This is a genomic window from Janibacter sp. YB324 (assembly GCF_014217915.1).
Taxonomy (GTDB): domain Bacteria; phylum Actinomycetota; class Actinomycetes; order Actinomycetales; family Dermatophilaceae; genus Janibacter; species Janibacter indicus.
On record NZ_CP060120.1, the window covers coordinates 1025714 to 1052146 of the forward strand.

The following is a 26433-nucleotide window of genomic DNA, read 5'->3' on the forward strand; positions in this document are numbered from 1 at the left end:
GGCTGCATTGCCGTACGGCAATGCAAGGTCGGGGGGTCGGGAGGCTGCATTGCCGTAGGGCAATGCAGCCTCGGGGTCAGAGGTGGTTGGGGGCCTCGGTGAGGACCGTGCGCAGCCGCTGCTCGATGTCGTCGAACTCGGCCTGGCCGATCGTCAGCGGGGGAGCGAGCTGGACGACCGGGTCGCCGCGGTCGTCGGCGCGGCAGTACAGGCCCGCGTCGAAGAGCGCCTTGGACAGGTAGCCGCGCAGCATCGACTCGGACTCGGCCGCGTCGAAGGTCTCGCGGGTCGCCTTGTCCTTGACCAGCTCGATCCCGTAGAAGTAGCCCTCGCCACGCACGTCACCGACGATCGGCAGGTCGAGCAACCGCTCGAGGGTGCGCCGGAAGGCCGGGGCATTGTCCTTCACGTGGGCGTTGAGGCCCTCGCGCTCGAAGATGTCGAGGTTGGCCAGGGCGACGGCCGCGCTCACCGGGTGACCACCGAAGGTGTAACCGTGGGCGAAGCTGTTGGTCCCGCTCTTGTACGGCTCGAAGAGCCGGTCGCTCGCGATCATCGCGCCGATGGGGGAGTAGCCCGAGGTCATCCCCTTGGCGCAGGTGATGATGTCGGGCACGTAGCCGAAGTCCTCGCAGGCGAACATCGAGCCGATCCGGCCGAAGGCGCAGATGACCTCGTCGGAGACGAGCAGCACGTCGTACTCGTCGCAGATCTCGCGCACCCGCTCGAAGTAGCCGGGGGGCGGCGGGAAGCAGCCACCGGCATTTTGCACCGGCTCGAGGAAGACGGCGGCGACGGTGTCGGGACCCTCGAACTCGATCGCCTCGGCGATGCGGTCGGCGGCCCAGCGGCCGAAGGCCTTGGGGTCGTCGCGCAGGTCCTCGGAGGCGCGGTAGATGTTGGTGTTGGGCACCTTGTGGGCACCCGGCACGAGCGGCTCGAAGTCCTCCTTGAGCGGCGGCAGGCCGGTGATCGACAGGGCGCCGTGGGGGGTGCCGTGGTAGGCGATCGAGCGGGAGATGACCTTATGCTTCTTCGGCTTGCCGGTGAGCTTGAAGTACTGCTTGGCCAGCTTCCACGCGGACTCGACGGCCTCGCCGCCGCCGGTGGTGAAGAAGACCCGGTTGAGGTCGCCGGGGGCGCCCGCAGCGAGACGCTCGGCGAGCTCGATCGCCGCCGGGTGGGCGTAGGACCAGATGGGGAAGAAGGCCAGTTTTTCGGCCTGCTTGAGCGCGGTCTCGGCGAGATCGGTGCGGCCGTGGCCGACCTGGACGACGAAGAGGCCGGCGAGGCCGTCGATGTACTCGCGCCCGGTGTCGTCCCAGATCTTGTGCCCCTCGCCGCGGACGATTGTCGGGACGTGCCCACCCTCCTCGTAGACGGAGTGGCGGGTGAAGTGCATCCACAGGTGGTCGCGGGCGGCCTGCTGCAGGTCGGTGCCTCGAGCAGTACGGGAGGTGGTGCCGTGTTCGGTGGTCATCTGGTCCCCCAGTTGTAGTGCTGCTTGTTGAGCTTGAGATAGACGAAGGTCTCGGTGGAGCGCACGCCCGGCAGGGTGCGGATGCGCTCGGTGAGCAGGCTGAGCAGGTGCGCGTCGTCCTCGCAGACGACCTCGACGAGCAGGTCGAAGCTCCCGGCGGTGGTCACGACGTAGTCGACCTCGGGGATCTCGGCGAGAGCATCGCCGACCGGCCCCATGTCGCCGTCGACGGTCAGGCCGATCATGGCCTGGCGGCGAAAGCCCACCTGGAGCGGGTCGGTGACCGCGACGATCTGCATGAGGCCACCGTCGATGAGCCGGCCGACCCGCTGGCGCACCGCGGCCTCGGAGAGGCCGACGGCGCGGCCGATCGTCGCGTAGGACTGGCGGCCGTCCTCCTGGAGGTGCTCGATGATCTGCTTGCTCATCTCGTCGAGCGGAGCAGGGGTGGTCATGGCGCCATCGTGGCGTGATCCCTGTCGCATGGCAAGCGGAGCGCGACGAAATCCGCACGAAACACCGGCGATCGCTGATGTTTTCACGAATCTGAGTGCCAAAGCCTGTCGATTTCGTCGACGGCGCACTATCGTCTGGGTCACATTCCCGATCGGAAGGACCCCAGTCGTGACCCAGCCCCGGACCCTGCGCAACTTCATCGGTGGCGAGCACGTCGACGCCACCGGCGATGCGAGCATCGATCTGGTCAACCCCGCGACCGGGCAGGTCGTCGCCCACGCTCCTGTCTCCACGCAGGCCGATGTCGACGCGGCCTACGCCAGCGCCGAGGCCGGCTTCGCCGAGTGGTCCGAGGCGACGCCGGGCGAGCGGCAGAGCGCGCTGCTCAAGTTCGCCGATGCCCTCGAGGCCCGCGCCGACGACCTCATCCGGCTCGAAGGGGAGAACACCGGCAAGCCGCACGCCCTCACCGCCACCGAGGAGGTGCCGGTCATGTGCGACCAGCTGCGCTTCTTCGCCGGTGCCGCCCGCGTGCTCGAGGGCCGCGCCTCCGCCGAGTACATGAAGGGCCACACGAGCTGGATCCGCCGCGAGCCCATCGGCGTCGTCGGCCAGGTGACCCCGTGGAACTACCCGATGATGATGGCCGCGTGGAAGATCGGCCCCGCGCTGGCCGCCGGCAACTCGATCGTCCTCAAGCCGAGCGACACCACGCCCGAGACCACCCTGCTCATGGCAGAGGTCGCCAGCGAGTTCCTTCCCGCCGGCACCTTCAACGTCATCACCGGTGACCGCGACACCGGCCGCATGGTCGTCGAGCACGACACCCCCGGCCTCGTCGCGATCACCGGCTCGGTGCGTGCCGGTGTCGAGGTCGCCGCCTCCGCGGCGCGCAACCTCAAGCGGGCCCACCTCGAGCTCGGCGGCAAGGCGCCGGTCGTCGTCTTCGATGACGCCGACATCGAGGCCGCGGTCGAGGGCATCGCCACGGCCGGCTACTTCAACGCCGGTCAGGACTGCACCGCCGCGACCCGCGTGCTCGCCGCCCCCGGCATCCACGACGACTTCGTCGCCGCCCTGGCCGAGTACGCCCGCGACAACGCCAAGGTCGGCATGCCCGACGACGCCGACGCGCTCCTCGGCCCGGTCAACAACAGCAACCAGCTGGCCAAGGTCGCCGGCTTCATCGACCGGCTGCCCGACCATGCCAACCTCGCGCAGGGCGGCGAGCGACTCACCGCGATGGGCGAGGGCTTCTTCTACGCGCCCACCGTCGTCTCCGGCCTGCAGCAGGACGACGAGGCGATCCAGGACGAGATCTTCGGACCGGTCATCACCGTCCAGCGATTCACCGACGAGGACCAGGCCGTCGCCTGGGCCAACGGTGTCGAGTACGGCCTGGCGTCGTCGGTGTGGACCAAGGACTTCGGGCGCGCGATGCGCATGAGCAAGCGCCTCGACTTCGGCTGCGTCTGGATCAACACCCACATCCCGCTCGTCGCCGAGATGCCGCACGGCGGCTTCAAGAAGTCCGGCTACGGCAAGGACCTGTCGATGTACGGCTTCGAGGACTACACCCGGGTCAAGCACGTCATGGCCAACATCGAGAGCTGACCGGCTCCTCGCCGGCGGCACACCCCCTTCGTCCCTCCTCACGGAAGCGAGGTCCGAGATGGACCGCCTCCGGCGACCTGCCGACCCCAGAACCGCCGCGCTGATCCGGGCCGCGCAGGCCTCGGCCCGCTCGCGCGGCTCCTTCCAGCCGAGCCGACGCACGATGCTCGGGGCCGGCGCCCTCGGGCTCGGGGCCACCCTCCTCGCAGGGTGCGCCCCGCCCGAGCCGCCGGCCGGCGGCGTCGCCGAGCTCGACCTGCCCGAGGACCGGTCCGAGCGGGAGAAGACGGTGCGGTGGGCCAACTGGACCGCCTATCTCGACATGGACGACGCGGGCAAGACCTACCCGACGCTCACCGCCTTCGAGAAGCAGACCGGCATCAAGGTCTCCTACACCGAGGACGTCGACGACAACGACACCTACTTCAACAAGATCGCGCCGCAGCTGCGGGCCAAGCAGGACATCAACCGTGACATCTTCACCTTCACCGACTGGATGGCCAACCGGATCATCCGCGAGGGGCTGTGCCAGCCGCTCGAGCTGATCCAGATGCCCAATGCGAGCAACCTCCTGGCCCCGCTCAAGGACGTCTCCTTCGACCCCGGCCGGCAGTTCTCCCTCACCTGGCAGTCCGGCTTCGCCGGCATCGGCTACCACAAGGGCAAGGTCGGCCGGGAGCTCAAGGCGATCGAGGACCTGTGGGCCGACGACCTCAAGGGCCGCATCTCGGTGCTCAGCGAGTTCCGCGACACCCTCGGCCTGATCATGCAGTCGCAGGGCGTCGACCCCTCCGGTGACTTCGACCAGGCCGCCTTCGAGGCGGCGATCGGTGAGATCGACAAGCGCCTCACCGAGGGCTACATCCGCCGGGTCAAGGGCAACAGCTATCTCAACGGCCTCAAGAGCGGCAATGCCGTGGCCGGCATCGTCTGGTCCGGTGACCTCTTCGTCCTGCGGGCCGAGACCGAGGACGACGACTGGGAGTTCGTCATCCCCGAGTCCGGCGGGATGCTCTGGAGCGACAACCTCATGGTGCCGATCACGAGCCACCACCGGCGCAATGCCCAGCAGGTCATGGACTACTACTACGACCCCAAAGTGGCCGCCGAGGTCGCCGCGTGGGTCAACTACATCTGCCCCGTCGAGGGCGCCCGGGCGGCGATGGAAAAGATCGACCCCGACCTCGCGGAGTCGCCCTTCATCTTCCCGAGCGAGGACTACATCGCCGACCACGACATCGTCGGCTTCAGGGCACTGTCCTCCCAGGAGGACGCGGACTACAGCGCGCTGTGGGCGAAGGCGGTGGGCAACTGATGGGCCTGTTCACACGATCCTCGGCCGGTGGTGTCCGCGAGGCCAAGGGAGATCTCGTCCTGGAATCGGTGACCAAGACCTTCGGGGACTTCACCGCCGTCGACGACCTCGACCTGCGGGTGCCGCGCGGTTCCTTCTTCGCCCTGCTCGGCCCCTCGGGCTGCGGCAAGACGACGACCCTGCGGATGGTGGCCGGCCTCGAGCAGCCCTCTGCCGGAAGGGTGCTCATCGGCGACACCGACCTCACCGGCTCGCGTCCCTACGAGCGCCCGGTCAACACCGTCTTCCAGAGCTATGCGCTCTTCCCGCACCTGAGCATCCGCGACAACGTCGCCTTCGGACCGAAGCGCCGCGGCGAGGGTGACGCAGTCCGCCTCGCCGACGAGGCGCTCGAGCTGGTCCAGATGGCCCACCTGGCCGGGCGTCGCCCCGCGCAGCTCTCCGGCGGCCAGCAGCAGCGCGTGGCCCTCGCCCGGGCGATCGTCAACCGCCCGGAGGTGCTGCTGCTCGACGAGCCGCTCGGTGCCCTCGACCTGAAGCTGCGGCGCCAGATGCAGGTCGAGCTCAAGCGGATCCAGACCGAGGTCGGCCTGACCTTCATCCACGTCACCCACGACCAGGAGGAGGCCATGACGATGGCCGACACGGTCGCGGTGATGAACAAGGGGCGCATCGAGCAGATGGGTGCCCCCGAGGAGCTCTACGACCTGCCGGGCACCGCCTTCGTCGCCGGCTTCGTCGGGCAGTCCAACCTCGTGCCCGCGACGGTCACCGGCAGCGACGGTGACCACCTCGTCGCCGACGCGGCGGGCACGACCGTGCGGGTGCCGCGCTCGCGGGCCGCGGTGACCGAGGGACAGGTGCTCTTCGGCGTCCGTCCCGAAAAGGTGCGGCTGCACCCCCTTCGGCCCGAGTCGGCAGGGAGCGACGTGCGGGCGACGGTCACCGACGTCTCCTTCACCGGCGTCGCCACCCAGTACCTCGTCACGGTGCCCTCGGGCGGCCAGTGGTCGGTCTACGAGCAAAATCTCGACGTCGAGCCGCAGTCGACCCGGCCGGGCGACGAGGTCTGGCTGTCGTGGAACCCCGCCCACGCCTTCGTCGTGGCCGCCGACGACGTGCCCGAAGGGGCGGAGGGCAAGGCCTTCATCGCCACCGCGGGGGAGGCATCGTGACCACCTCGACGGCGGGCGGACCCCCGTCGGCCGCAGTCGATCCCGACGTCGTCGAGGGCCGGCGCTCCCGCCGGATCGCCTACCTGCTGCTCCTGCCGGGCGTGCTGTGGCTCGTCGTCTTCTTCGTCGTGCCCGTCGTGCAGCTCTTCACCGTCAGCCTGCAGAGCGACTACCCGGGGGCGCCCGGCTACTACTACCGCGACGTCAACTTCTCCAACTACGTCGACGCGCTCGTGGAGTTCTGGCCGCACATGCTGCGCTCGCTGCTCTTCGGGGCCCTGGCGACCTTCTTCGCCTTCGTCCTGGCCTACCCGCTCGCCTATGCGATGGCCTTCAAGGCGGGTCGGTGGCGCTCGGTGATGCTCATCTGCGTCATCGCGCCCTTCTTCACCTCCTTCATCCTGCGGACCATCGCCTGGCGGCAGATCCTCGCCGACGACGGCGTCGTCGCCAGCGTGCTCACCTCGCTGCACCTGCTCCCCGGCGGGCGGATCACCGAGACCTGGGTGGCGGTCGTCGCGGGCCTGACCTACAACTTCCTGCCCTTCATGGTGCTGCCGATCTACGCCTCGCTCGAGCGCGCCGACCCGCGGGTCATCGAGGCCGGCGGCGACCTCTACGCGAGCGGCCTGACGACCTTCGCGCGGGTGACGCTGCCGATGTCGATGCCGGGCGTGCTCGCCGGCACGCTGCTCACCTTCATCCCTGCCTCCGGCGACTACGTCAACGCCGAGCTGCTCGGCTCCGACCGAAGTACCAAGATGGTCGGCAACGTCATCGAGAGCCAGTTCTTCAAGGTGCCGGGCGGCTACGACACCGCTGCGGCGCTGAGCTTCACGCTCATGGCGATGATCCTCGTGCTCGTCTTCTTCTACGTCCGGCGCTTCGGCACCGAGGAGCTGGTCTGAGATGCGCACCGTGACCCGCTGGATCGGCGACCGCTTCGCGATGATCGCCGCGCTCCTCGTGCTCTTCTACCTCTTCCTGCCGGTCCTCTACACCTTCATCTTCAGCTTCAACGACTACCGCAAGTCCAACATCACGTGGAACTCCAACGCCGGCCCGACGCTCAAGCACTGGCAGAACCCGTGCGGCGCCCCCGGCATCTGCGACTCGCTGGCCACCTCGCTGCAGGTGGGGCTGCTCGCGACCCTCGTCGCGACGGTGCTCGGCACGATGATCGCCTTCGCGATGGTGCGGCACCGTTTCCGTGGTAAGTCCGCGAGCAATGTCCTGGTCTTCGTGCCGATGGCCACGCCCGAGATCGTCCTCGGCGCGAGCCTGCTGACGATCTTCGTGCAGGGCTTCTCGCAGGTCGGTCTGCGGCTGGGCTTCTGGACGATCGTCATCGCGCACATCATGTTCTGCCTGAGCTTCGTCGTCGTCACCGTCCGGGCGCGGCTGCAGAGCCTCGACCCGCGGATGGAGGAGGCCGCCCAGGACCTCTACGCGGGCCCCGGCGACACCTTCTGGCGGGTGACGCTGCCGCTCGTGCTGCCGGGCATCGTCGGCGCGGCGATGCTCGCCTTCAGCCTGAGCTTCGACGACTTCATCATCACCAACTTCGTCTCGGGTGACACGAGCACCTTCCCGAAGTTCGTCTACGTCAGCTACCTGCGCGGCATCCCGGCGCAGGCCAATGTCATCGGCTTCTCGCTCTTCGTCATCGCGGTCCTGCTGGTCGTGGTGGGCCAGCGCGTGGCGAGCAGCCGGACCTCGAAGTGAGTCGGGAGGCTCTCATGCGTGTGCTCATGATCGGTGCCGGCGGGGTCGGTGACGCGGCGGCCAAGATCGCCGCCGAGCGCGACTTCTTCGAGCTGTGGGTGGTGGCCGACTACTCGCTGGAGCGGGCCGAGGCGACGGTTGCCGCAGCGACGGCACGAAGGGGGAAGGAGGGAGCGTTCGTCGCGGCGCAGGTCGACGCCTCCGACCCGGCGGCCGTGACGGCCCTGGCCCGCGAGCACGGTGCGACGCACGTCTTCAACGCCGTCGACCCGCGCTTCATCATGCCGATCTTCGACGGGGCGCTCGCCGCCGGGGCCGACTACCTCGACATGGCGATGTCGCTGTCCACGCCGCACCCGGAGCGACCGCACGAGCTGCCCGGGGTCAAGCTCGGTGACCTGCAGCTGGCCCGGTCGGGGGAGTGGGAGGCGGCGGGCCGGCTCGCGCTGCTCGGCATCGGGGTCGAGCCGGGACTGTCCGATGTCTTCGCCCGCTACGCGGCCGACGAGCTCTTCGACGAGATCGACGAGCTCGGCACCCGCGACGGGGCCAACCTCGTCGTCCACGACGACGACGGCAACGAGGTCTTCGCCCCAGGCTTTTCGATGTGGACGATCATCGAGGAGTGCCTCAACCCACCGGTGGTGTGGGAGCGCGAGCGGGCCGGCGGTGACGTCGAGGCAGGCTTCGCGACGTTGCCTCCCTTCGCCGAGCCGGAGGTCTTCGACTTCCCCGAGGGGATCGGGCCCGTCGAGTGCGTCCACGTCGAGCACGAGGAGGTCCTGCTCATGCCGCGATGGGTCGACGCCGGGCGCGTGACCTTCAAGTACGGCCTGGGCGAGCAGATGATCTCCATGCTCAAGATGCTCCACGAGCTCGGCCTCGACTCGACCGACCCGGTCGACGTCAAGGGGGTGCAGGTCAGCCCCCGCGACGTCGTCGCGGCCGTGCTGCCCGACCCGGCGACGATCGGCCCGCGGATGACCGGCAAGACCTGCGCCGGGCTGCTCGTCACGGGCACCAAGGACGGCGCGCCGCGGGCGGTCTACCTCTACCACGTGGCCGACAACGAGGTCTCGATGCGCGACTACGACGCCCAGGCGGTCGTGTGGCAGACGGCGATCAACCCCGTCGTCGCGCTCGAGCTGCTCGCGACGGGCGTCTGGTCGGGTGCGGGGGCAAAGGGGCCGGAGGCCTTCGATGCGAGGCCCTTCCTCGAGCTGCTCGCTGCTCCCGCCCCGCAGGGCTACGGCTCGCCGTGGGGGATCGAGGAGCGGGACCCGGCCGCCCCCAACCGGTCCCCTGGGTGACCGCGTCGATGGTTGTGTCGTGAAGTGGTAGTCGGGGGAGCCGGCAAACCCCCACCAACGCCTGCCGGCTTCCAGACCTACCGGTTCACCACACAACCATGCGGGTCGCGGCGCAGGATCAGTGCAGCTGAAGCTCGCGCTCGGGTCGCCGGTGCGTGGGCGTGCCGGGAGTGCGCACCGACCACTGCGCGGTGAGCGGGCGCAGGTGCTGCACCGACGGCCGCGGCAGGTCGAAGGGGGAGGTGCGCAGCCAGACCGCAGCGGGCACGGGCACCGGCTGGGGGCGCGGGGTCGGCGCCGGCGCGACCTCGGGCTCGCTGTCGCGGCCACGGCGGCCCGGCAGGTCGTAGCTCCAGCCGAAGGGGAGGCCCCGCCGGGTGAGCGCACGGTCACCGTTGACGATCAGGCGCAGCACGAGCCCACCGGCGAGCAGCCCGGCGATGAGGTCGGTGGGCCAGTGGAAGCCGAGGTAGAAGGCGACCACGATCGCCTGCAGCGCGATGAGCGTGACGAGCCAGGTCAGGCGGCGGCGCAGGCGGGCGTCGGGACCGGCGTAGGTGAGGATCAGGTAGGCCGCGGCGCCGTAGATGAGGACCGCCTCGGCGGCGTGGCCGGAGGGGTAGGCGATGCCGTACCAGCCGTGGGCGATCGGACCGCCGTCCCAGAAGCCACCGCCGGTGCCGTTGATGGGTGCCGAGCGACCGAGCAGGACCTTCATCCCGCCGATGCCGACGTAGAAGCCGATCTCGGCCGCGGCGACGATCGCCAGCGGGTGCCAGGTGCGGTGGCGCCAGGCGAGCACGAGGGCGACGGCGAGCAGGACCGGCAGGCAGACCGCCTGGCCGGCGACGGCATTGGGCACCGAGTCGAGGAACTGCCACCAGTTGGGCGTGTAGCGCTTGGCCCAGTAGCCCTGGAAGCGCTCGTCATAGGGCTGGAGAGGGCCCGCTGCCAGCAGCGTGAACACGACGAGCGCACCGGCGAGGACCGGTGCGCTGGTCAGTCGAGGGAGTCGGGCCACCCTCTAGGGATAGTGGACGAGTCTGAACGGAACCTGAAGAACACGCCATCTGTGAGCAATTGCACAGGTCCGCCCGGAACCCGCGTCCGGGGTCGGATGCGCCTCAGGACAGCTCGGCGCGCACCGCTTCGACGAAGGTATCGACGTCGCTCTCGGTCGTGTCCCAGGCGCACATCCAGCGCACCTGACCGGTCGTCTCGTCCCAGAAGTAGAAGCGGAAGGACTCCATGAGCCGCTCGCTCGACTCCCGGGCGAGGATCGGGAAGACGGCATTGGCCTCGACCTCGGTGGGCAGGGTGATCCCCTCGATGTCGGCGACGCCGTCGGCGAGGCGCCGGGCCATTGCGTTGGCGTGCTCGGCATTGCGCCGCCACAGGTCGCCCTCGAAGATCGCGAGCAGCTGCGCCGAGACGAAGCGCATCTTGCTCGCCAGCTGCATCGACTGCTTGCGCAGGAAGGTCGCGCCGGTCACCCGGTCGGGGGAGAGGACGACGACCGCCTCGGCGAGCATCGCGCCGATCTTGGTCCCGCCGAGCGAGAGGATGTCGACGCCGGCGTCCGTCGTCAGCTCACGCAGCTCGACCCCCAGGGCCGCCGCGGCGTTGGACAGGCGCGAGCCGTCGAGGTGCAGCACCCACCCCATCTCGTGGACGAGGTCGGCGATCGCGCGGATCTCGGCCGGCGTGTAGACGGTGCCGACCTCGGTGGAGTTGGTGATCGAGACGACGCCGACCTGGGCGAAGTGCTCGTCGCCGACCCGGGCGGGGTAGGCGCGGATGAGCTCGGGCGTCAGCTTGCCGTCGGGGGTGTCGATGACGTTGACCTTGAGCCCGCCGACCCGCTCGGGCGCCGCGGCCTCGTCGACGTGGATGTGGGCGCTGCTCGTCGTGAGAACCGAGCCCCACCGGGGCGTGCACGCCTGCAGCGCAAGGACGTTGGCCCCGGTGCCGTTGAAGACCGGGTAGACCTGCGCCGCCGTGCCGAAGACCTCGGAGAGCACCTCGGTCAGGCGCGCGGTGTAGACGTCCTCGCCGTAGGCGACCTGGTGACCGCCGTTGGCCGCGACGATCGCCGCGAGCACCTCGGGGTGCACGCCGGCGTAGTTGTCACTGGCAAACCCGCGGCTCGACGGGTCGTGGATCGGGGCGAAGGGGGAGGCCTGGGTGGTCGTGTCGGTCACGCGGGGATCCTCTCAGCCGCGGCGGCCTCCGCCGCGCGGGGGTCGAGGGTGCCCGTGATGCCGCGGGTGGCCTCGATGACCGGCGCGAGCTTCTTGCGCAACGCCTCGTAGAAGACGTTGAGCGGGAACTCGTCGGGCTGCACGAGGTCGGTCAGACCCTTGGGTGGGCCGTCGAGGGGGAGGTGCTCCGCCCCCTTCGCCCAGGCCGACGCCGGGTGCGGTGCGACGTAGCCGGCGATGAACTGGTGCGCGGCCATCCAGTGCCCGACCCGGGAGCGGTCGATGCCCTCGCGGTAGAGGGTCTCGACCTCGTCGGAGAGGGCGACGACCGCGGCCGGGACCTGACCCCAGTCGAAGGTCAGCGTGTTGTCGGTCCAGCGCATCGCTCCGCGCTTGTGCAGCCACGCGAAGAGCAGCTGCCCGCCGAGGCCGTCGTAGTTGCGCACCCGGTCGCCGGTGACGGGGAAGCGGAAGAGCCGGTCGAAGAGGATCGCCAGCTGCACGGCGCGGGCGTAGGGGTGCCCCGCCTCCGCGAGCGTCACGCTCTGCCGGAAGGTGCCCAGGTCGCAGCGCAGCTCCTCGAGGGCGTACATCCAAAAGGGCATGCGCTGCTTGATCATGAAGGGGTCGAAGGGGAGGTCCCCGTGGCTGTGCGTGCGGTCGTGGATGAGGTCCCACATCGCGAAGGTCGCCTGGGCGACCTCCTGCGAGGCGACGAGCCGCTCGCCCTCGGGCGGCAGGTCGAGGCCGAGCACCTGCGCGGAGGCGGAGGTCACGCGACGGAAGCGGGCGGCCTCGCGGTCGCAGAAGATCGCGCCCCAGCTGAACTTCGGCACCTCGCGCACGGCGACGGTCTCGGGGAAGAGGACGGCCGAGTTGGTGTCGTAGCCGGGGGTGAAGTCGATGAAGCGGACCGGCAGGAACATCGGGTTGTCGTAGGTGGCCTCGACGTCGGCGAGCCACTGCGGCCACATGACGTCGAAGAGCACGGCCTCGAAGACCCGGTCGAGGTTGCCGTTTTGCGTGTACATGGGGAAGACGGCGAGGTGCTGCGTGCCGTCGACGCGGTGCTGGTCGGGGCGGAAGGCCATGAGCGAGTCGAGGAAGTCGGGCACCCCGAAGCCGCCGTCGACCCACCGCTGCAGGTCGACGGGCAGCGCGGCGAGGTAGTCGGCGTCGTGCGGGAAGCGCGGCGCGAGCTCGGTGATCCGCTCGGCCATGACGGCCACGAGCGCGCTCGCCCGCTCGCGGTCGGCGTCCTCGGCGAGCGAGCCGTCCTTGGTCTGCATGAGCCGCAGCTCCTCCACGGCGGCCTTCAGCGCGACCCATGCGGGGCTCCCTTCCACGTTGGTCGAGGCGGTGAGGCCGCCCGCGGCCGAACCCTCGAGACCCGCCACTCCGCTGGCTGAGGTGCGGAGGCCGCCCGCGGCCGGAGCCTCGAAGCCACTCCCGTTCCCCGCCCACGTCACGAGATTCACCCAGAACTCCTCGTGGTCGAGCTCACCGATCGAGTCGTCCCCGACGAGGTCGGAGTCGGCGAGCACGACGACGCGGCCGGCGCCGTGCTGCACGGTGACGGCGAGCGGCTGGGCCGCGGGGTGGGCGGTGGCGGAGGTGCGGGCGAGGACGCGCGCACCCGGGGCGTCGGAGACGTCGATGGTCCCGGCGCGGTAGAAGCACAGCTCGTCGATGCCGGCCATGACGCCCTGCCCGGGGCCGGTGCTCGTCTCGCCGAGGACCCAGGTCGCGTTGCCCTGGTGGCGGCGGCCGCCGTCGGCGCGCTCGTGGACGAGGGTGGAGACGATCTTCAGGCCGAAGGGAGCCAGCAGCTCGTTGAGGTTGTTGCCGTGGGCGTCGTGGTCGCACTCGCCGAGGACGACGAGACCGCCCCCCTTCGCCACGTGGTCGGTGACGGCGGTGATCTCGGCGGGGGTCAGGACCGGCGGCAGGTCGCCGGCGACGCGCTCGCTGGAGGCGGCCGCGGGGTGGGCGATGACGAGGACGTCGGCGCCGGCCAGCGCCGCCGGGGTCAGCTCACCGTCGGTGTGGGCCAGGACCTCGGTGCCGCGCTCGCGCAGGACCGCGGCGGCGCGGGCGAGGCTCGCGTCGCCGGGGTTGGCGGGGTTCATCCGCTCGGCGAGCTCGGGGTCGATGGACCACGCGCTGCTGTGCGCCTGGTCGAGGAGCACCCGGGCGAAGGGGGTCGTGACAGTCATTGCGGCCTCCGGCGGCGAAATCTGGAAGTTCAACGCTCCTAGCGTGACAAAACCGGAGGATTTACGCCAGTCCGACGCAGGGTGGGGTGAACCTGCATGCGGGTGGCGGGTGAGTGATGCCGATTGTTCATGTTGGGGTCGGCGGGTCGGTGGGTGGTGGGGGTGTGGTGGGTGAGACTGCGGGTGTTGCCGGTGTGTGGGCCTGTTGGGGGTTCGACGGCGTGTGCCTGGGGAGGCGTGTGGTGGTGCGGCGTTGGTTGGTGGCTGTGGTTGTGGTGGTTGCTGTTGTGGTGGGGGTGGTGGTGCCGGCGGGGGCGTCGGGTTCGGGTGTGGGGGTGTCCTCGGGGGTTGTTCCTGGGGTGGTTGGGCGTGTGGATGCGCCGTCGGTGTCGTGGTCGTATGACCAGAAGTTTCCTGGGGGGTCGTCGGCGTATTGGGGTGATATGTCGGTGGTGGTGGATTTGGGGTCGTCGACGTCGCCGGGTGGGTTGCCGTGGATGGTGGAGGCGGTATGCGGTGGATGTGTCGCGTCCTGATGATGTGGTGGAGCTGTTTTTCGATCCGTTGCCGACGTCTTCGTCGACGTGGCGGCATGTGTTTGATTCGGATTCGTCGAACTCGGGGTGGAGTCCGGTGCGGGGGCGTGAGTACTACGTCTCGTTGTCGTTGCGGTCGATGCCGGATGGGGATGTGACGACGTGGCGTAGTCCGCGGTATCGGGCGGTGACGTCGCAGGATGCTCGGCTTCCGGTGGTGCCGGTGGAGCAGTCGGGTCCGTGTTCGTGTCCGGATGTGCAGGGTTATGCGTTGGATCCGGTGATGAACCGCACTGGGTTGGTTGGAGTCTCCATCGTTTGGAAACGAGGATGTACTCATGCCGAAGGACACCACCCCGGGGAAGCCGACCACGCGTCGCTACAGCCCCGACGAGAAGGCCGCTGCGGTGCGGATGGTCAGGACTCTGCGCGCAGAGCTAGGCACAGAGCACGGCACGGTCCAGCGCGTCGCCCAGCAGTTGGGGTACGGCACCGAGTCGGTGCGGTCCTGGGTCCGTCAAGCTGATATCGACGAGGGCCACGTCGCGGGCATCAGTACCAGTGACGCGGCGAAGATGAAGGCTCTGGAGCAGGAGAACCGTGAGCTCAAGCGCGCCAACGAAATCTTGAAGAGGGCCGCCAGTTTCTTCGGGGCGGAGCTCGACCGCCAGCACAAGAAGTAGCCGCGTTCATCGACGCCAACCGCGACGACGTCGTCGCGGGTCGGCGGCTGGGGGTCGAGCTCATCTGCAGCGTGCTGCAGGTGGCCCCCAGCAGCTACTACCAGGTCAAGAGCCGGCAGCCATCGGCCCGTGCCCGACGTGACGCGGTGATGGGCCCGGTGGTGCGGCAGCTGTGGGAAGCCAACTACCGGGTCTACGGGGCACGGAAGATCTGGAAGGCCGCGCGACGCTCTGGTCACGACATCGGCCGCGACCAGGTCGCCCGGCTGATGCGCGCCGAGGGTATCGAGGGCGTGCGGCGCACCAAGCGGGTGCGCACCACCACGCCAGACCCGGGCATGCCGCGGCACCCGGACCTGGTGGGCCGCGACTTCACCGCCACCGCGCCGAACCAGTTGTGGGTCACAGATCTGACCTTCGTGCCGACCTGGGCCGGCGTCGCCTACGTCTGCTTCATCATCGACGCCTACTCCCGCACGATCGTCGGGTGGCGAGTCGCCTCGCACATGAGGACCACGATGGTCCTCGACGCCATCGAGATGGCCAGGTGGTCACGCGGCACCCAGCTCGACGGGCTGCGGTGTCACAGCGACGCGGGCAGCCAATTCACGTCGATTCGCTACGGAGAACGACTGGCTGAGATCGGTGCGGTGCCCTCGATCGGCACCGTCGGGGATTCGTACGATAACGCCCTTGCCGAGACCGTGAACGGCTACTACAAGGCCGAGCTAATCCGCGGCCCCGCACGCCAGGGACGGCCCTGGAAGAGTATCGAGGATGTCGAGCTCGCCACCCTGTCCTGGGTCCACTGGCACAACCACGACCGCCTCCACGGCTACCTGGGCGACGTCCCGCCAGCAGAGTTCGAGGAAGCGTTCTACGCTACGCAACGGTCCGACCACCCCTTGGTCGGAATCCAATAGCCCGAGCCTCCATCAGACCCAGTGCGGTTCATGAATACGGCTACGGGGGCGTTTTTCGAGAGTTTTGTTGATGTGCCGGGTGTGGGTGCGGGGGTTGCGGGTGGGGTGGCGCGTTCGTATGCGTCGTCGTCGAGCGTGGATGTGGGGTTTGGTAGGGGCTGGTCGTGGCTGTATGGGTCTGCTCTGGTGGTGTCGGCGTCGGAGGTGGTGTGGCGTGCTCCGGATGGCACGGTCACGCGGTTTGTGAAGGATGGGGCTTCGTGGGTGACGCCGCCGGGTGCGTCGGGGGTGTTGTCGCAGTCGTCGTCGGGGTTTGTGTTGCGTCTTCCGGGGGGTGTGGAGCACCACTTTTCGTCGGCGGGTGATCTGCAGAGGGTCACGGACGCGGATGGGGTGGGTGTCACGGTCACCTCCAGTGGTGGTGTGGTGTCGAAGGTGACGGATGCTGTGGGTCGTGCGGTGACCTTCACTGTCTCCGGTGGTGTGGTGACCAGGGCGCGTACGTGGGATGGGCGTGAGGTTTCGTACGGGTACACCTCGGGTCGGTTGACGTCGGTGACGGATGTGCGGGGCAAGACGACGTCGTATCGGTATGACGGGTCTGGTCGTTTGGATCGTGTGACTGCGCCCAGTGGGCGGGTGTTGGTGGAGAACACGTACGACGGTTCGGGGCGGGTGACGCGGCAGGTTGATGGTGCGGGTAAGACGTGGACGTTGGCGTGGGATGCCACGGGTGATGTCGCGACGGTCACGGATCCCGCGGGCGGGAGGTGGGTGGACACGTACTCCGGTCGGGTGTTGATGAGCCGGAAGGACCCGGCGGGCAATGTCGAGAGCTTTCAGTACGACCAGGACCTCAACCGCACGGTGATCGATGCCGGCGGGCCGACGCAGGTGCGGCAGACCTTTGATGCGCGGGGCAATGTGCTCACGCGTACGGCCCCGGGCGACTCGAGCGCGGTGCAGACGTTGACGTACAACGCGAAGGACCAGGTCACCTCGCGTACGGACTATCGCGGGAACAAGACCACGATGTCCTACTCGGGTCACCGGTTGGCGTCGGTGACCTCACCGAAGGGGGAGGTGACGAAGTACTCGTGGACTGCACTTGGGTTGCCGGCCACGGTGACTGCTGCTGGGGGTGGGGTGACTCGCCTGACGTATGACGCGGTGGGGCAGGTGGTGACGATGACCGCGCCCGGCGGTCAGGTGACCACGTACACCCACGATGCGGCGGGGCGGGTGGCGAGTGTGGCCGACCCCCGATCGGTGGGTGCCGCTGACCCGGATGACTTCACGAAGCGGTTGACCTATGACGCGGCGGGGAATCTGGCCACGGTCACGGCCACCGATGGCGCGAAGACCACGTTGACGTATGACGTGGACGGTCGTGTGTCGTCGTCGCAGACGGCCTCGGCGACCGGGGCCGTGCTGACCAGCCATGTGTTGGAGCGCGATGGCTTGGACCGGGTGACGAAGACGACGGACGCGGGCGGCAATGTCGAGTCCTTTGTGTATGACTCCCGGGGAAACCTGACGGCTGTCACCGATGCCGCGGGCGCAAAGACGACGTATGGGTACGACGCGCGGAACCTGATGACGTCGAAGGTCACGGCCCGCGGCAACGCGGCGGGCGCGAACGCGGCCGACTACAGGTGGACGTACCTGTACGACTCGCGGGGCCGGATGGTCAAGCAGACCGATCCCACGGGTGCGGTCACGAGCTATGTGCGCGACGGGTGGGGCGGGGCGACGAGGGTGACCGACCCTGACGGGCGCGTGACGTCCATGGCCTATGACGGGGATGGGCAGCTGACGAAGGTCACGGACGCGTTGTCGCGGGTGAGCGAGTACAGCTATGACGTCAACGGGCGTCAGGTCGGGGTGAAGGAGCCCGGCCTGGGGGCGCGCACGTCGACGTATGACGCGGACGGCAATGTGACGAGGACGGCTTCCCCGTCGGGTTCGTCTGTCACGGCGTACGCGTATGACGCGAACGGCCTGGTGGAGTCGGTCACGTCGCCGCGTGGGACCGCGACCGCGACGGCCGATGACTACGTGACCTCGTTCGAGCGTGACGCGGCGGGCAATGTGATCACCAGCACGAACGCGTTGGGCCGGGCGACCCGGGCCAGCTATGACGGTGAGAACCGGGTGCGTACGCGCACCAGCGCGCGGGGTGGGAAGACGTCGTGGACGTATGACGGTCTGGGTCGCGCGGTGACGGTCACGACCCCGTCGGGCGCGGTGACGTCGTGGACGTATGACGACGTGGGCAACGTGTCGAAGCTGACCAATGGGCGGGGCAAGTCCACGACCTACACCCATTCCCCGCGGGGGGAGGTCACCTCCAGCACCGACCCGTTGGGCCGCAAGGAGACCTTCACGTATGACGAGGAAGGGCTGCTGGTCAAGACGGTCACGGCGCGTGGGCACGCCGACGGCGGCGCGAGGATGGACGAGTACACCATCCGCGCGAGCTACGACCCGCGGGGTCTGCGCACGTCGGTGACCACCAGCAGCGCGGACTCGTCCTCGACCTGGTCGTACTCGCCCGGGGGAGATCTGACCAAGGTCGTCGATGCCACGGGCACCACGACGATGACCTATGACGCGGGCCACCAACTGACTGGGGTGGCTTCCCCGATGGGCGCGTTCGCGTACACCTACAGCCCGTGGGGCGCGGTGGCCTCGCGGACCCTGCCCAACCACGGGAGCGTCGAGTTCGGGTTCGACACCGACGGGCGGGTCACCTCGTCGAAGAGCAACACCGAGACGACCACGTTCGGGTACGACCGCGATGACCACCTGACGAGCATCACCTACCCCGCGGGCAGCGGCCTGTCGCAGACGCGCGCGTACAACCAGGTCGGGGCCACCACCGACGTGCACACCACCAGGGCCGGGGCGCTGGTCAGCCGGTACCAGTACACCTACGACACCACGGGCAACCCTTACCGGGAGACGATCTCGCGGGGCACGAAGGTCACCCAGACCAGCTACAACCACGATCTGGACGACCGGTTGATCAAGGAGTGCCACAACGCCAGTGGCTGCACCTCGGCCACGGATGTCGACGAGTACACGTACAACGCGACCTCGGGGATCACCCGGATCAAGTACGGCAACGGTGTCGACGCGCGGGTGGCGTACGACGACGCGGACCAGCCGGTCAAGATCTGGGACGCGGCCACCGGGAGCGAGCCTGCTGCCCCGACCGCGGTGTTCGACGCGGACGGGTACCCGATCGGTAACGCTGATGGTGACGTCGAGTTCGACCCGTTGGGTCGGATGGTCAAGAACGAGCCGTGGCAGGCCAGCTACCAATACAACGCGTTCGGTAACCGGGTCGGGGTCACCCGCGGTGGGTCGAGCACGACGCTGGCGTGGGACAACAACAACCCGTTGCCGATGCTGGCGCAGCAGGGTCCCTCGGGTGGTGAGCCGACCCGCACCTACCGGTACGACCCCACGGGTGCGCCGATCTCCTCGACGCATCCCTCGGGGGCGTACGGGCGTTCGTGGTTCGTCACCGACCGGCAGGGCTCGGTCCGCGAGGCCCTCAAGACCGACGGGGCCGTCGCCTACCGCCACGACTATCAAGGCTTCGGGCGGCAAGAGACCCCGAGCAAGGCCACCGCACGAGTTGCCACGCAGCTGGGGTACACCGGCGAGTACACCGACACCTTCACCGGCACGGTCCACCTGCGCGCCCGCGACTACCTCGGTACCGGGGCGTTCTACGCTCCCGACCCGATCACCCTCGGCCCACCCGCCCCGAGCGTCAACCCCTACCAGTACGTCGGCGGCAGGCCCTTGACCGACGCCGACCCCTCGGGGTTGCGGCCCATCGGGGGCACTGACGACGTGGCGTGCATGAACTGTCGCCTGACCAGCAACGGGTGGTCCTTCGGTAACGAGAACGTCGTGCGCGACGTCTATGACAAGACGGTGCGGTACGACACCCGCGGAGGGTCGGGTCTGCCCTCGGTGTGGGGCAGCACCTATTCCGGCGACAAGTACACCGGCGCCGGCCGCCACTACACCGAGACCTACGTCCCAGAGGTCCGGACTCGGGGCGAGCAGATGACGATGGCAGTCATCATGGGTGTCGCCTACATGACACCGATCTACGGGCAGTTCCTGATGGCGATCGACATCGCCGACATGAGCCAGGACGGCTTCACCCAAGAAGAATGCGCCGAGATCGCCATCGGTTTCGTTCCGGGCAGCAAGCTTGGCCGAGGTGTGTCCGGTGCAGCAAAGGCCGATGTCGGCTTGTCAGGCCGTGGTCTGGTGCCCGCAGCGGGCACGCGAATCAAACCGGTAGGGATTCCGGAAGGCTGGCGCATCACCGGTACCAAATCTTCGGGCGGCGTGCTGTACAGAGATCCCACCAACGCGGGCAACTCCGTCCGGGTGATGCAAGGCAACCCGAACAGTCCTTTCCCCAACTCACAGGCGCCCTACGTCAGATGGCAGCGGAATGGTCGGCCGCTTGATCAGTACGGGAATGAGCTTCCGTCGGCGAAGGTTCCCGAGGCCCATATTCCGCTCAGCAACTTCCGCTTCGTGCCTGAGGTGTTCGGACCGTGAACGGCGACGGCGACGTCATCGTGGACGCACTCCGCGAGCTAGCGGACGCCGAATACCAAGAACGGGTCTGGGCGGGACACTCGCTGACTGAGATGTCCTCGTTCGACGAATGTGTGGAGAGGCTTTTCGACGACAGCGGATTGGCGATCGCAATGGCAAAAGGCCCCGTCTACGGCGACGGGCCTGACGGCCTTCTCCGTGAACTTGACACACTCGTCGGCTCCGTACGGGCTGACGGCCGTGTGGAAGAGTTCCTGCGCGACCCGGTCTTGGTTCGCTGTCGATCCTTGGCGGCGCGCATCCTCGAGATGTTGACTGATCCGGGAACCGCCGATAGCTAACCTTCGCCCTTCTGCTCCTACTCGTCACTGCCATGGCAACGCTGCTCTTGGCGGCAACGTCGGCCACAGCACGGGAGCCGCCGGTCGCATCCGCTCCCGTCGTCTAGGGGACTGCTGCACGGATAGGTGACAGTCGGTAGCCAGGCAGCCAGGTCGGCTCCGCGCCTGCAGTCGGTGCCCCGGGACAATCTTCGGGACTGCGCGCTCCCCCGTGGAAGAGGTCCCACACATCGAAGGTTGGCCGGGGTCCTGATTCGCTTCACGAAGGGCACTGCATGCTCAGAGCACGCCGTACCGTAGCCCCCATGGCAGCCGTGACGCAGAAGTCAGCCCTCGAGTACGCCCCCACCCAGCTCTACATCGGGGGGCAGTGGCGCGATGCCGGTGACGGCGCCACCTTCGCCGTGAGCGACCCGGCGACGGGCAAGACGCTCGTCGAGGTCGCCGACGCGACCGTCGCCGACGGCAAGGCGGCACTCGACGCGGCCGTCGCCGCGCAGGCCGAGTGGGCCGCGACCGACCCGCGGGTGCGCTCGGAGATCCTGCGCTCGGCCTTCGAGCTCATCACCGAGCGGGCCGACACCTTCGCCATGCTCATGACCCTCGAGATGGGCAAGCCCCTGGCCGAGGCTCGCGGCGAGGTGACCTACGGCGGCGAGTTCTTCCGCTGGTTCGCCGAGGAGGCCGTGCGCATCCACGGCCGCTACGCCGTCGCCCCGAGCGGCGGCACCCGCCTGATGACGATGAAGCAGCCCGTCGGGCCGGTCTTCGCCATCACGCCGTGGAACTTCCCGCTCGCCATGGGCACCCGCAAGATCGGCCCCGCGATCGCCGCCGGCTGCACCACCGTCGTCAAGCCGGCCCACGAGACGCCGCTGACGATGCTCGCCCTGGCCCGCCTCCTCGAGGAGGTCGGCCTGCCCGCCGGCGTGCTCAACGTCGTGCCGACGACCTCCTCCGGCGAGGTGAGCGAGCCGATCATCCGCGACCCGCGCCTGCGCAAGCTGACCTTCACCGGCTCCACCCCCGTCGGCAAGAAGCTCGTCGAGCAGTCCTCCGAGCAGCTGCTGCGCACCTCGATGGAGCTCGGGGGCAATGCCCCCTTCGTCGTCTTCGAGGACGCCGACCTCGAGCGCGCCGTCGAGGGCGCGATGCTCGCCAAGATGCGCAACATCGGCGAGGCCTGCACCGCCGCCAACCGCTTCATCGTCCACGAGTCGGTCGCCGCCGACTTCGCCGCGGCCCTGGCCGACCGCATGGGCGCCCTGACCATGGGCAAGGGCACGACGAAGGGGGTCGACGTCGGCCCGCTCATCACCGAGAAGGCGCGCACCGGCGTCGCCGAGCTCGTCGACGACGCGGTCTCGCAGGGCGCCCGCGCCCTCGTCGGCGGCGAGGTGCCCTCGGGCAAGGGCTGGTTCTACCCACCGACCGTCCTCACCGACGTCCCGGCGAGCGCCCGCGTGCTCACCGAGGAGATCTTCGGCCCGGTCGCCCCGATCACGACCTTCAGCACCGAGGAGGAGGCCGTGCGCCTGGCCAACTCCACCGAGTACGGCCTCGTCGCCTACGTCTTCACCGAGAACACCTCTCGCACCATCCGGGTCGCCGAGGCGCTCGAGTTCGGCATGGTCGGGATCAACCAGGGCATCGTCTCCAACCCCTCGGCCCCCTTCGGCGGGGTCAAGCACTCCGGCTTCGGCCGCGAAGGGGGATTCGAGGGCATCGAGGAGTACCTCGAGACCAAGTACGTCGGCCTGGCGCTCTGACCGTGTCGAAGACCTGGCGCACCCGGCTGCAGCTCGCCGGGGGAGTCCTGCTGATCCTGCTCGCCGCCTGGATCGTCATCACCGGCGGCACCGGGGGCGACTCCTCGCCCGGCGGGTCGACCACCTCCGCCGCGACGTCGGCGACCTCGCAGACCGAGGCGGGGGAACCCCCTTCGGGCACAACGGAGTCGGGCTCCACGCCCGAATCCGGGCTGGACACGATCGCCGAGTCGCAGCTGCCGCCGGAGGGCCGGGAGACGCTCGAGCTGATCCGCTCCGACGGCCCCTTCCCCTACGACCGCGACGGCATCACCTTCGGCAACCGCGAGGGGATCCTGCCCGACCAGTCGCAGGGCTACTACCGCGAGTACACGGTGCCGACGCCCGGCGAGGACGACCGCGGCGCGCGGCGGATCGTCGGGGGGCAGGACGGCGACCGCTACTACACGGACGACCACTACGCGAGCTTCGCCCAGATCGAGGAGGGGCAGTGATCCACATCGAGGCCGCGGGGGTCGACGGGCTGCTCGCCCGCGCGGTCACCGGCACCGACCACGTCCACCTCGTCGACGGCGGGTCCGGGCGGGAGGAGACCTACGACCGCTTCGCCGAGGCGCTCGTGCTGCCCGAGCACTTCGGGCGCAACCTCGACGCCCTCATGGACTGCCTGCGCGACGTCGCCGACCGGCACGACGGGCCGTGGACGCTCGTGTGGCGCCCCGGTCACGGCGGCGCCGACCCGGGCGTGCTCGACGTGCTCGGCGACCTCGACGACGAGTACCCGGACCTGAGCATCGTGGTGGCCGATCGCTGAGGGGTCCTTCCGCTGGTCGAGGTGGCCGAGCGCCAGCGAGGCCCTCGAGACCGCTCGCCGGGTCTCGAGGCTCGGCCGCGGGCGGCCTCGCACCTCGACCAACGTGGGGGATGATGGCGCGGTGACGACACCCACCGACACCCGCATCACCCTCTCCCGCGTCATGTCCCAGGCCGAGGCCAACCTCCTGGGCAATGTGCACGGCGGCAACATCATGAAGATGGTCGACGACACCGCCGGCGTATCGGCCAACCGCTTCGCGCAGGGTCCGGCCGTCACGGCGGCGATGGACGAGATGGCCTTCCTCAACCCCGTGCGCGTGGGCGACGTGCTCCACGTGAGCGCGCAGGTCAACTGGGCCGGCACTTCCTCGATGGAGGTCGGCGTGCGGGCCGAGGTCGACCGCTGGGACGCTGTCACCGACCGCGTCCACGTCGCGAGCGCCTACCTCGTCTTCGTCGCCGTCGATGCCGAAGGGGGGACCCGTCACGTCCCCGAGCTGAACATCAAGACCCCCGAGGAGCAGCGGCGCTTCCGCGAGGCCGAGATCCGCCGGGCCCACCGGCTCGCCCGACGCGAGGCCATCGAGTCCAGCCGTCGGGAGGAGCGCGCGTGAGCACGCGCGTCACCCTGCTCGGCTCCACCGGGTCCATCGGCACGCAGGGCCTGCAGGTCATCGCTGCCCACCCCGAGCGCTTCGAGGTGGAGGTGCTCGCCGGTGGTGCCAACACGCGGCTGCTCGCCGAGCAGGCGGCACGTCATCGCCCTTCGCTCGTGGCGGCGGCCGGCGGCACCCGCGAGAAGCTGGCCGCGGCGATCGCTGCGGCCGCGGAGGACGCCGGGGTCACCGGCTATGTCCCCGAGGTCGTCGTGGGGGAGGAGGCCGCGACGATCGCCGCCGGTGCCCCGACCGACGTCGTGCTCAACGGCATCACCGGAGCGATCGGGCTGCGGCCGACGCTGGCGGCGCTGCGCTCCGGGGCCCGCCTGGCGCTGGCCAACAAGGAGTCGCTGATCATCGGCGGCCCGATCGTCAAGGACGTCGCCGCGCCCGAGCAGATCGTGCCGGTCGACTCCGAGCACTCCGCGATCGCCCAGGCGCTGCGCTCCGGCCGGGCCGACGAGGTGCGCAAGCTCGTCGTCACCGCGAGCGGTGGGCCCTTCCGCGGGCTGGACCGCGCGGCGCTGCGCGAGGTGACGCCCGCGCAGGCGCTCAAGCACCCCAACTTCGCGATGGGACGGGTCATCACGACCAACAGCGCCACGCTCGTCAACAAGGGGCTCGAGCTCATCGAGGCGCACCTGCTCTTCGACGTGCCGATGGAGCGGATCGAGGCCGTCGTCCACCCGCAGCAGATCATCCACTCGATGGTGGAGTTCCACGACGGGGCCGTCATCGCCCAGCTCGGGCTGCCGACGATGCTCGCGCCCATCGCGCTCGGGCTGTCGTGGCCGGAGCGGCTCACCGACGTCGAGACGCCCGTCGACTGGACGCAGGCGCAGGACTGGCGCTTCGAGCCGCTCGACGACGAGGCCTTCCCGGCGGTGCGGCTCGCCCAGCAGGTCGGCGCCGCCGGCGGGACGCACCCGGCCGTCTACAACGCGGCCAACGAGGTCGGCGTCGACGCCTTCCACGACGGGGCGGCGCGCTTCACCGACATCGTCGACACGATCGAGCAGGTGCTGCAACGGCACGACGACGCGCGCTTCGACGCGCACACGGTCGAGGGCGTGCTCGCGGCCGACGCCTGGGCTCGCGACGAGGCGGCCGGGCTGCTCAGGACCGCGTGAGACGATCGGGGCATGCTCTATCTGCTGGGGGTCCTGCTTGCCGTCATCGGCATCGCGCTGTCGATCGCGTTGCACGAGATCGGCCACCTGGTCCCGGCCAAGAAGTTCGGTCTGCGGGTGCCGCAGTACATGGTCGGCTTCGGCCCGACGGTCTGGTCGCGCCGCCGCGGTGAGACCGAGTACGGCATCAAGGCGATCCCCCTGGGCGGCTACATCCGGATGATCGGGATGTTCCCGCCGGCCAAGGACGGGCGGGTGCGCACCACGAGCACCGGGCGGATGAGCCAGCTCGTCGACGAGGCCCGGCAGCAGAGCTTCGAGGAGGTTCGCCCCGAGGACGAGGGCCGGATGTTCTACCAGCTGCCGATCTGGAAGCGGATCGTCATCATGATGGGCGGCCCGGTGATGAACCTGCTCATCGCCCTCGTCGTCCTCGGCGGCATCTGGACGGTGAACGGCCTGGCCGTGACGACGACGACCGTCTCGGCGGTCAACGAGTGCGTCGACATCAAGGAGATGGGCCAGACCGCGGCGACCGAGTGCACCGACGACATGCCCGTCGCCCCGGCCAACGAGGCCGGGCTCAGGCCCGGCGACACGATCACCTCGATCAACGGCACGCAGGTCTCGACGTGGACCGACGTGCGCACCGCGATCCGCGCCAACCTCGACAAGCCCCTGACGATGACCGTCGACCGCGGCGGCTCGACCCGCACCCTCGAGGCCGACCCGATCGTGCTCGACATGCCGGTCTACGACGACAACGGCCGCGCCGAGACCGACGCGACCGGGCAGGTGCGCACCGAGCGCGCCGGCTTCCTCGGCGCCACCGGCAGCCAGGAGATGCAGCAGCAACCGATCACCGCCGTGCCCGGGCTCTTCGCCGAGCAGCTCGGCCAGACCTACAGCCTGCTCGTGCGCATCCCGCAAAAGCTCGTCGGCGTCGCGGAGGCGGCCTTCGGCAGCGGTGAGCGCGACCCCGAGGGGCCGATGTCGGTCGTCGGCGTGGGCCGGGTCGCCGGTGAGGTGGCCAGCTCCGACGTCTTCGGCGACACGAGCGACAAGGCGATCCTGCTGCTCAGCCTGCTCGGCTCGCTCAACCTCGTGCTCTTCGCCTTCAACACCGTGCCCCTGCTCCCGCTCGACGGCGGCCACGTGGCCGGCGCCCTGTGGGAGGCGGTCAAGAAGGTGTGGGCGAAGCTGCGGGGTCTGCCCGACCCCGGCCCGGTCGACGTCGCCAAGGCGCTGCCACTGGCCTATGTCGTCGCGCTGGCCTTCATCGGCATGACCCTGCTGCTGGTCTACGCCGACATCGTCAAGCCGGTGAAGCTGACCTGACGCGCCAGCGGCGGGACCCGGAGGAGTCCTCGGTGAGCCTGTCGGCGTTGATGTCATCCGGTCCCCCTTCTCCGGGCAACCGGGTGGCGCCAACGCCGCCAGGTGACCCCGACGCTGCCGAGCGATGCGCGCATCGCTTGAGTTCTCCGG

The 26433-nt window shown here is 69.4% G+C and carries 20 protein-coding genes, 1 pseudogene and 1 other annotated feature; of the genes and pseudogenes, 16 read left to right on the plus strand and 5 right to left on the minus strand.

Going from position 1 to position 26433, the window contains the following annotated elements:
- Positions 1–76: 76 nt before the first annotated feature.
- Both H7A72_RS05055 and H7A72_RS05060 read right to left on the minus strand, forming a co-directional pair.
- On the minus strand, positions 77–1480 hold the full coding sequence (locus H7A72_RS05055) for an aspartate aminotransferase family protein (RefSeq protein ID WP_185221841.1): 1404 nt from the start codon (positions 1478–1480) through the stop codon (positions 77–79).
- Positions 1477–1935: an Lrp/AsnC family transcriptional regulator gene (locus H7A72_RS05060; protein ID WP_185221842.1), complete on the minus strand. Its 459-nt coding sequence runs from the start codon at positions 1933–1935 to the stop codon at positions 1477–1479. The genes H7A72_RS05055 and H7A72_RS05060 overlap by 4 nt, the downstream gene beginning before the upstream one ends.
- 169 nt (positions 1936–2104) lie before the next feature.
- Between H7A72_RS05060 and H7A72_RS05065 the strand changes: the two genes are divergently transcribed.
- Genes H7A72_RS05065 through H7A72_RS05090 form a run of 6 tightly spaced genes read left to right on the plus strand, consistent with a single transcriptional unit; the run spans position 2105 to position 9075 of the window.
- Positions 2105–3550, plus strand: a complete 1446-nt coding sequence (locus tag H7A72_RS05065) for a gamma-aminobutyraldehyde dehydrogenase (protein WP_185221843.1) — start codon at positions 2105–2107, stop codon at positions 3548–3550.
- A gap of 58 nt (positions 3551–3608) precedes the next feature.
- Entirely contained in the window at positions 3609–4865 is a 1257-nt protein-coding gene (locus H7A72_RS05070; RefSeq protein WP_185221844.1) for a spermidine/putrescine ABC transporter substrate-binding protein, read from the plus strand.
- A complete protein-coding gene (locus H7A72_RS05075) occupies positions 4865–6040 on the plus strand; it encodes an ABC transporter ATP-binding protein (RefSeq protein WP_084449494.1) in 1176 nt (391 codons plus the stop codon). The genes H7A72_RS05070 and H7A72_RS05075 overlap by 1 nt, the downstream gene beginning before the upstream one ends.
- Positions 6037–6948: an ABC transporter permease gene (locus H7A72_RS05080; RefSeq protein WP_084449495.1), complete on the plus strand. Its 912-nt coding sequence runs from the start codon at positions 6037–6039 to the stop codon at positions 6946–6948. Before H7A72_RS05075 ends, H7A72_RS05080 begins: the two co-directional genes overlap by 4 nt.
- A gap of 1 nt (position 6949) precedes the next feature.
- Positions 6950–7765, plus strand: a complete 816-nt coding sequence (locus H7A72_RS05085) for an ABC transporter permease (RefSeq protein WP_084449496.1) — start codon at positions 6950–6952, stop codon at positions 7763–7765.
- A 14-nt stretch (positions 7766–7779) separates the two neighbouring features.
- A complete protein-coding gene (locus H7A72_RS05090; protein WP_185221845.1) occupies positions 7780–9075 on the plus strand; it encodes a saccharopine dehydrogenase family protein in 1296 nt (431 codons plus the stop codon).
- 118 nt (positions 9076–9193) lie between these two features.
- Here H7A72_RS05090 and H7A72_RS05095 read toward each other — a convergent pair whose 3' ends face one another.
- The 3 genes from H7A72_RS05095 to H7A72_RS17075 all read right to left on the minus strand — a co-directional run bounded on the left by H7A72_RS05095 (position 9194) and on the right by H7A72_RS17075 (position 13492).
- The gene (locus H7A72_RS05095; RefSeq protein WP_084449498.1) at positions 9194–10096 is read right to left on the minus strand and encodes a phosphatase PAP2 family protein; all 903 of its coding nucleotides are present in this window, start codon (positions 10094–10096) and stop codon (positions 9194–9196) included.
- A gap of 103 nt (positions 10097–10199) precedes the next feature.
- On the minus strand, positions 10200–11276 hold the full coding sequence (locus H7A72_RS05100) for a low specificity L-threonine aldolase (RefSeq protein ID WP_185221846.1): 1077 nt from the start codon (positions 11274–11276) through the stop codon (positions 10200–10202).
- Entirely contained in the window at positions 11273–13492 is a 2220-nt protein-coding gene (locus tag H7A72_RS17075) for a DUF6421 family protein (protein WP_185221847.1), read from the minus strand. The genes H7A72_RS05100 and H7A72_RS17075 overlap by 4 nt, the downstream gene beginning before the upstream one ends.
- Before the next feature lie 874 nt (positions 13493–14366).
- Between H7A72_RS17075 and H7A72_RS05110 the strand changes: the two genes are divergently transcribed.
- The 10 genes and pseudogenes from H7A72_RS05110 to H7A72_RS05150 all read left to right on the plus strand — a co-directional run bounded on the left by H7A72_RS05110 (position 14367) and on the right by H7A72_RS05150 (position 26283).
- Positions 14367–15634, plus strand: a protein-coding gene (locus tag H7A72_RS05110) for an IS3-like element ISTesp1 family transposase (RefSeq protein WP_143445633.1) whose coding sequence is annotated in 2 segments (ribosomal slippage) — positions 14367–14670 and positions 14670–15634 — 1269 coding nt in all. Because the reading frame shifts where the segments join, the coding sequence is not laid out codon by codon here.
- Positions 14666–14800 (plus strand) — a sequence feature (AL1L pseudoknot). (Overlaps the previous gene by 135 nt.)
- A gap of 30 nt (positions 15635–15664) precedes the next feature.
- Positions 15665–16396 (plus strand): annotated as a pseudogene (locus tag H7A72_RS17080) (DUF6531 domain-containing protein); the annotation flags it as partial.
- Between the two features lie 12 nt (positions 16397–16408).
- Positions 16409–20230 (plus strand): RHS repeat-associated core domain-containing protein, encoded by a 3822-nt coding sequence (locus H7A72_RS05115; protein WP_223277888.1) that lies wholly within the window; start codon positions 16409–16411, stop codon positions 20228–20230.
- Positions 20227–20571 carry a hypothetical protein gene (locus H7A72_RS05120; RefSeq protein WP_084449502.1) on the plus strand — a complete coding sequence of 115 codons (345 nt, stop codon included), beginning with the start codon at positions 20227–20229 and terminating at the stop codon, positions 20569–20571. The genes H7A72_RS05115 and H7A72_RS05120 overlap by 4 nt, the downstream gene beginning before the upstream one ends.
- 305 nt (positions 20572–20876) lie before the next feature.
- Positions 20877–22340 carry an NAD-dependent succinate-semialdehyde dehydrogenase gene (locus H7A72_RS05125; protein WP_084449503.1) on the plus strand — a complete coding sequence of 488 codons (1464 nt, stop codon included), beginning with the start codon at positions 20877–20879 and terminating at the stop codon, positions 22338–22340.
- A 2-nt stretch (positions 22341–22342) separates the two neighbouring features.
- Positions 22343–22834 carry a ribonuclease domain-containing protein gene (locus tag H7A72_RS05130; protein WP_084449504.1) on the plus strand — a complete coding sequence of 164 codons (492 nt, stop codon included), beginning with the start codon at positions 22343–22345 and terminating at the stop codon, positions 22832–22834.
- Positions 22831–23154: a barstar family protein gene (locus H7A72_RS05135; protein WP_185221849.1), complete on the plus strand. Its 324-nt coding sequence runs from the start codon at positions 22831–22833 to the stop codon at positions 23152–23154. Before H7A72_RS05130 ends, H7A72_RS05135 begins: the two co-directional genes overlap by 4 nt.
- A 121-nt stretch (positions 23155–23275) precedes the next feature.
- Positions 23276–23770: an acyl-CoA thioesterase gene (locus H7A72_RS05140; RefSeq protein ID WP_223277786.1), complete on the plus strand. Its 495-nt coding sequence runs from the start codon at positions 23276–23278 to the stop codon at positions 23768–23770.
- Positions 23767–24945 (plus strand): 1-deoxy-D-xylulose-5-phosphate reductoisomerase, encoded by a 1179-nt coding sequence (gene dxr, locus H7A72_RS05145; RefSeq protein WP_185221850.1) that lies wholly within the window; start codon positions 23767–23769, stop codon positions 24943–24945. Before H7A72_RS05140 ends, dxr begins: the two co-directional genes overlap by 4 nt.
- Before the next feature lie 12 nt (positions 24946–24957).
- Positions 24958–26283, plus strand: coding sequence for an RIP metalloprotease (locus tag H7A72_RS05150; RefSeq protein ID WP_185221851.1), 1326 nt, complete (start codon positions 24958–24960; stop codon positions 26281–26283).
- Positions 26284–26433 lie beyond the last annotated feature (150 nt).

What these genes read in the sequence shown, in the direction of transcription:
- H7A72_RS05090 (WP_185221845.1), top strand. Translation starts at nt 7,780, where the DNA reads ATGCGTGTGCTCATGATCGGTGCCGGCGGGGTCGGTGACGCGGCGGCC.
- H7A72_RS05060 (WP_185221842.1), bottom strand. Translation starts at nt 1,935, where the DNA reads ATGACCACCCCTGCTCCGCTCGACGAGATGAGCAAGCAGATCATCGAG.
- H7A72_RS05125 (WP_084449503.1), top strand. Translation starts at nt 20,877, where the DNA reads ATGGCAGCCGTGACGCAGAAGTCAGCCCTCGAGTACGCCCCCACCCAG.
- H7A72_RS05070 (WP_185221844.1), top strand. Translation starts at nt 3,609, where the DNA reads ATGGACCGCCTCCGGCGACCTGCCGACCCCAGAACCGCCGCGCTGATC.
- H7A72_RS05055 (WP_185221841.1), bottom strand. Translation starts at nt 1,480, where the DNA reads ATGACCACCGAACACGGCACCACCTCCCGTACTGCTCGAGGCACCGAC.
- H7A72_RS17075 (WP_185221847.1), bottom strand. Translation starts at nt 13,492, where the DNA reads ATGACTGTCACGACCCCCTTCGCCCGGGTGCTCCTCGACCAGGCGCAC.
- H7A72_RS05085 (WP_084449496.1), top strand. Translation starts at nt 6,950, where the DNA reads ATGCGCACCGTGACCCGCTGGATCGGCGACCGCTTCGCGATGATCGCC.
- H7A72_RS05150 (WP_185221851.1), top strand. Translation starts at nt 24,958, where the DNA reads ATGCTCTATCTGCTGGGGGTCCTGCTTGCCGTCATCGGCATCGCGCTG.
- H7A72_RS05075 (WP_084449494.1), top strand. Translation starts at nt 4,865, where the DNA reads ATGGGCCTGTTCACACGATCCTCGGCCGGTGGTGTCCGCGAGGCCAAG.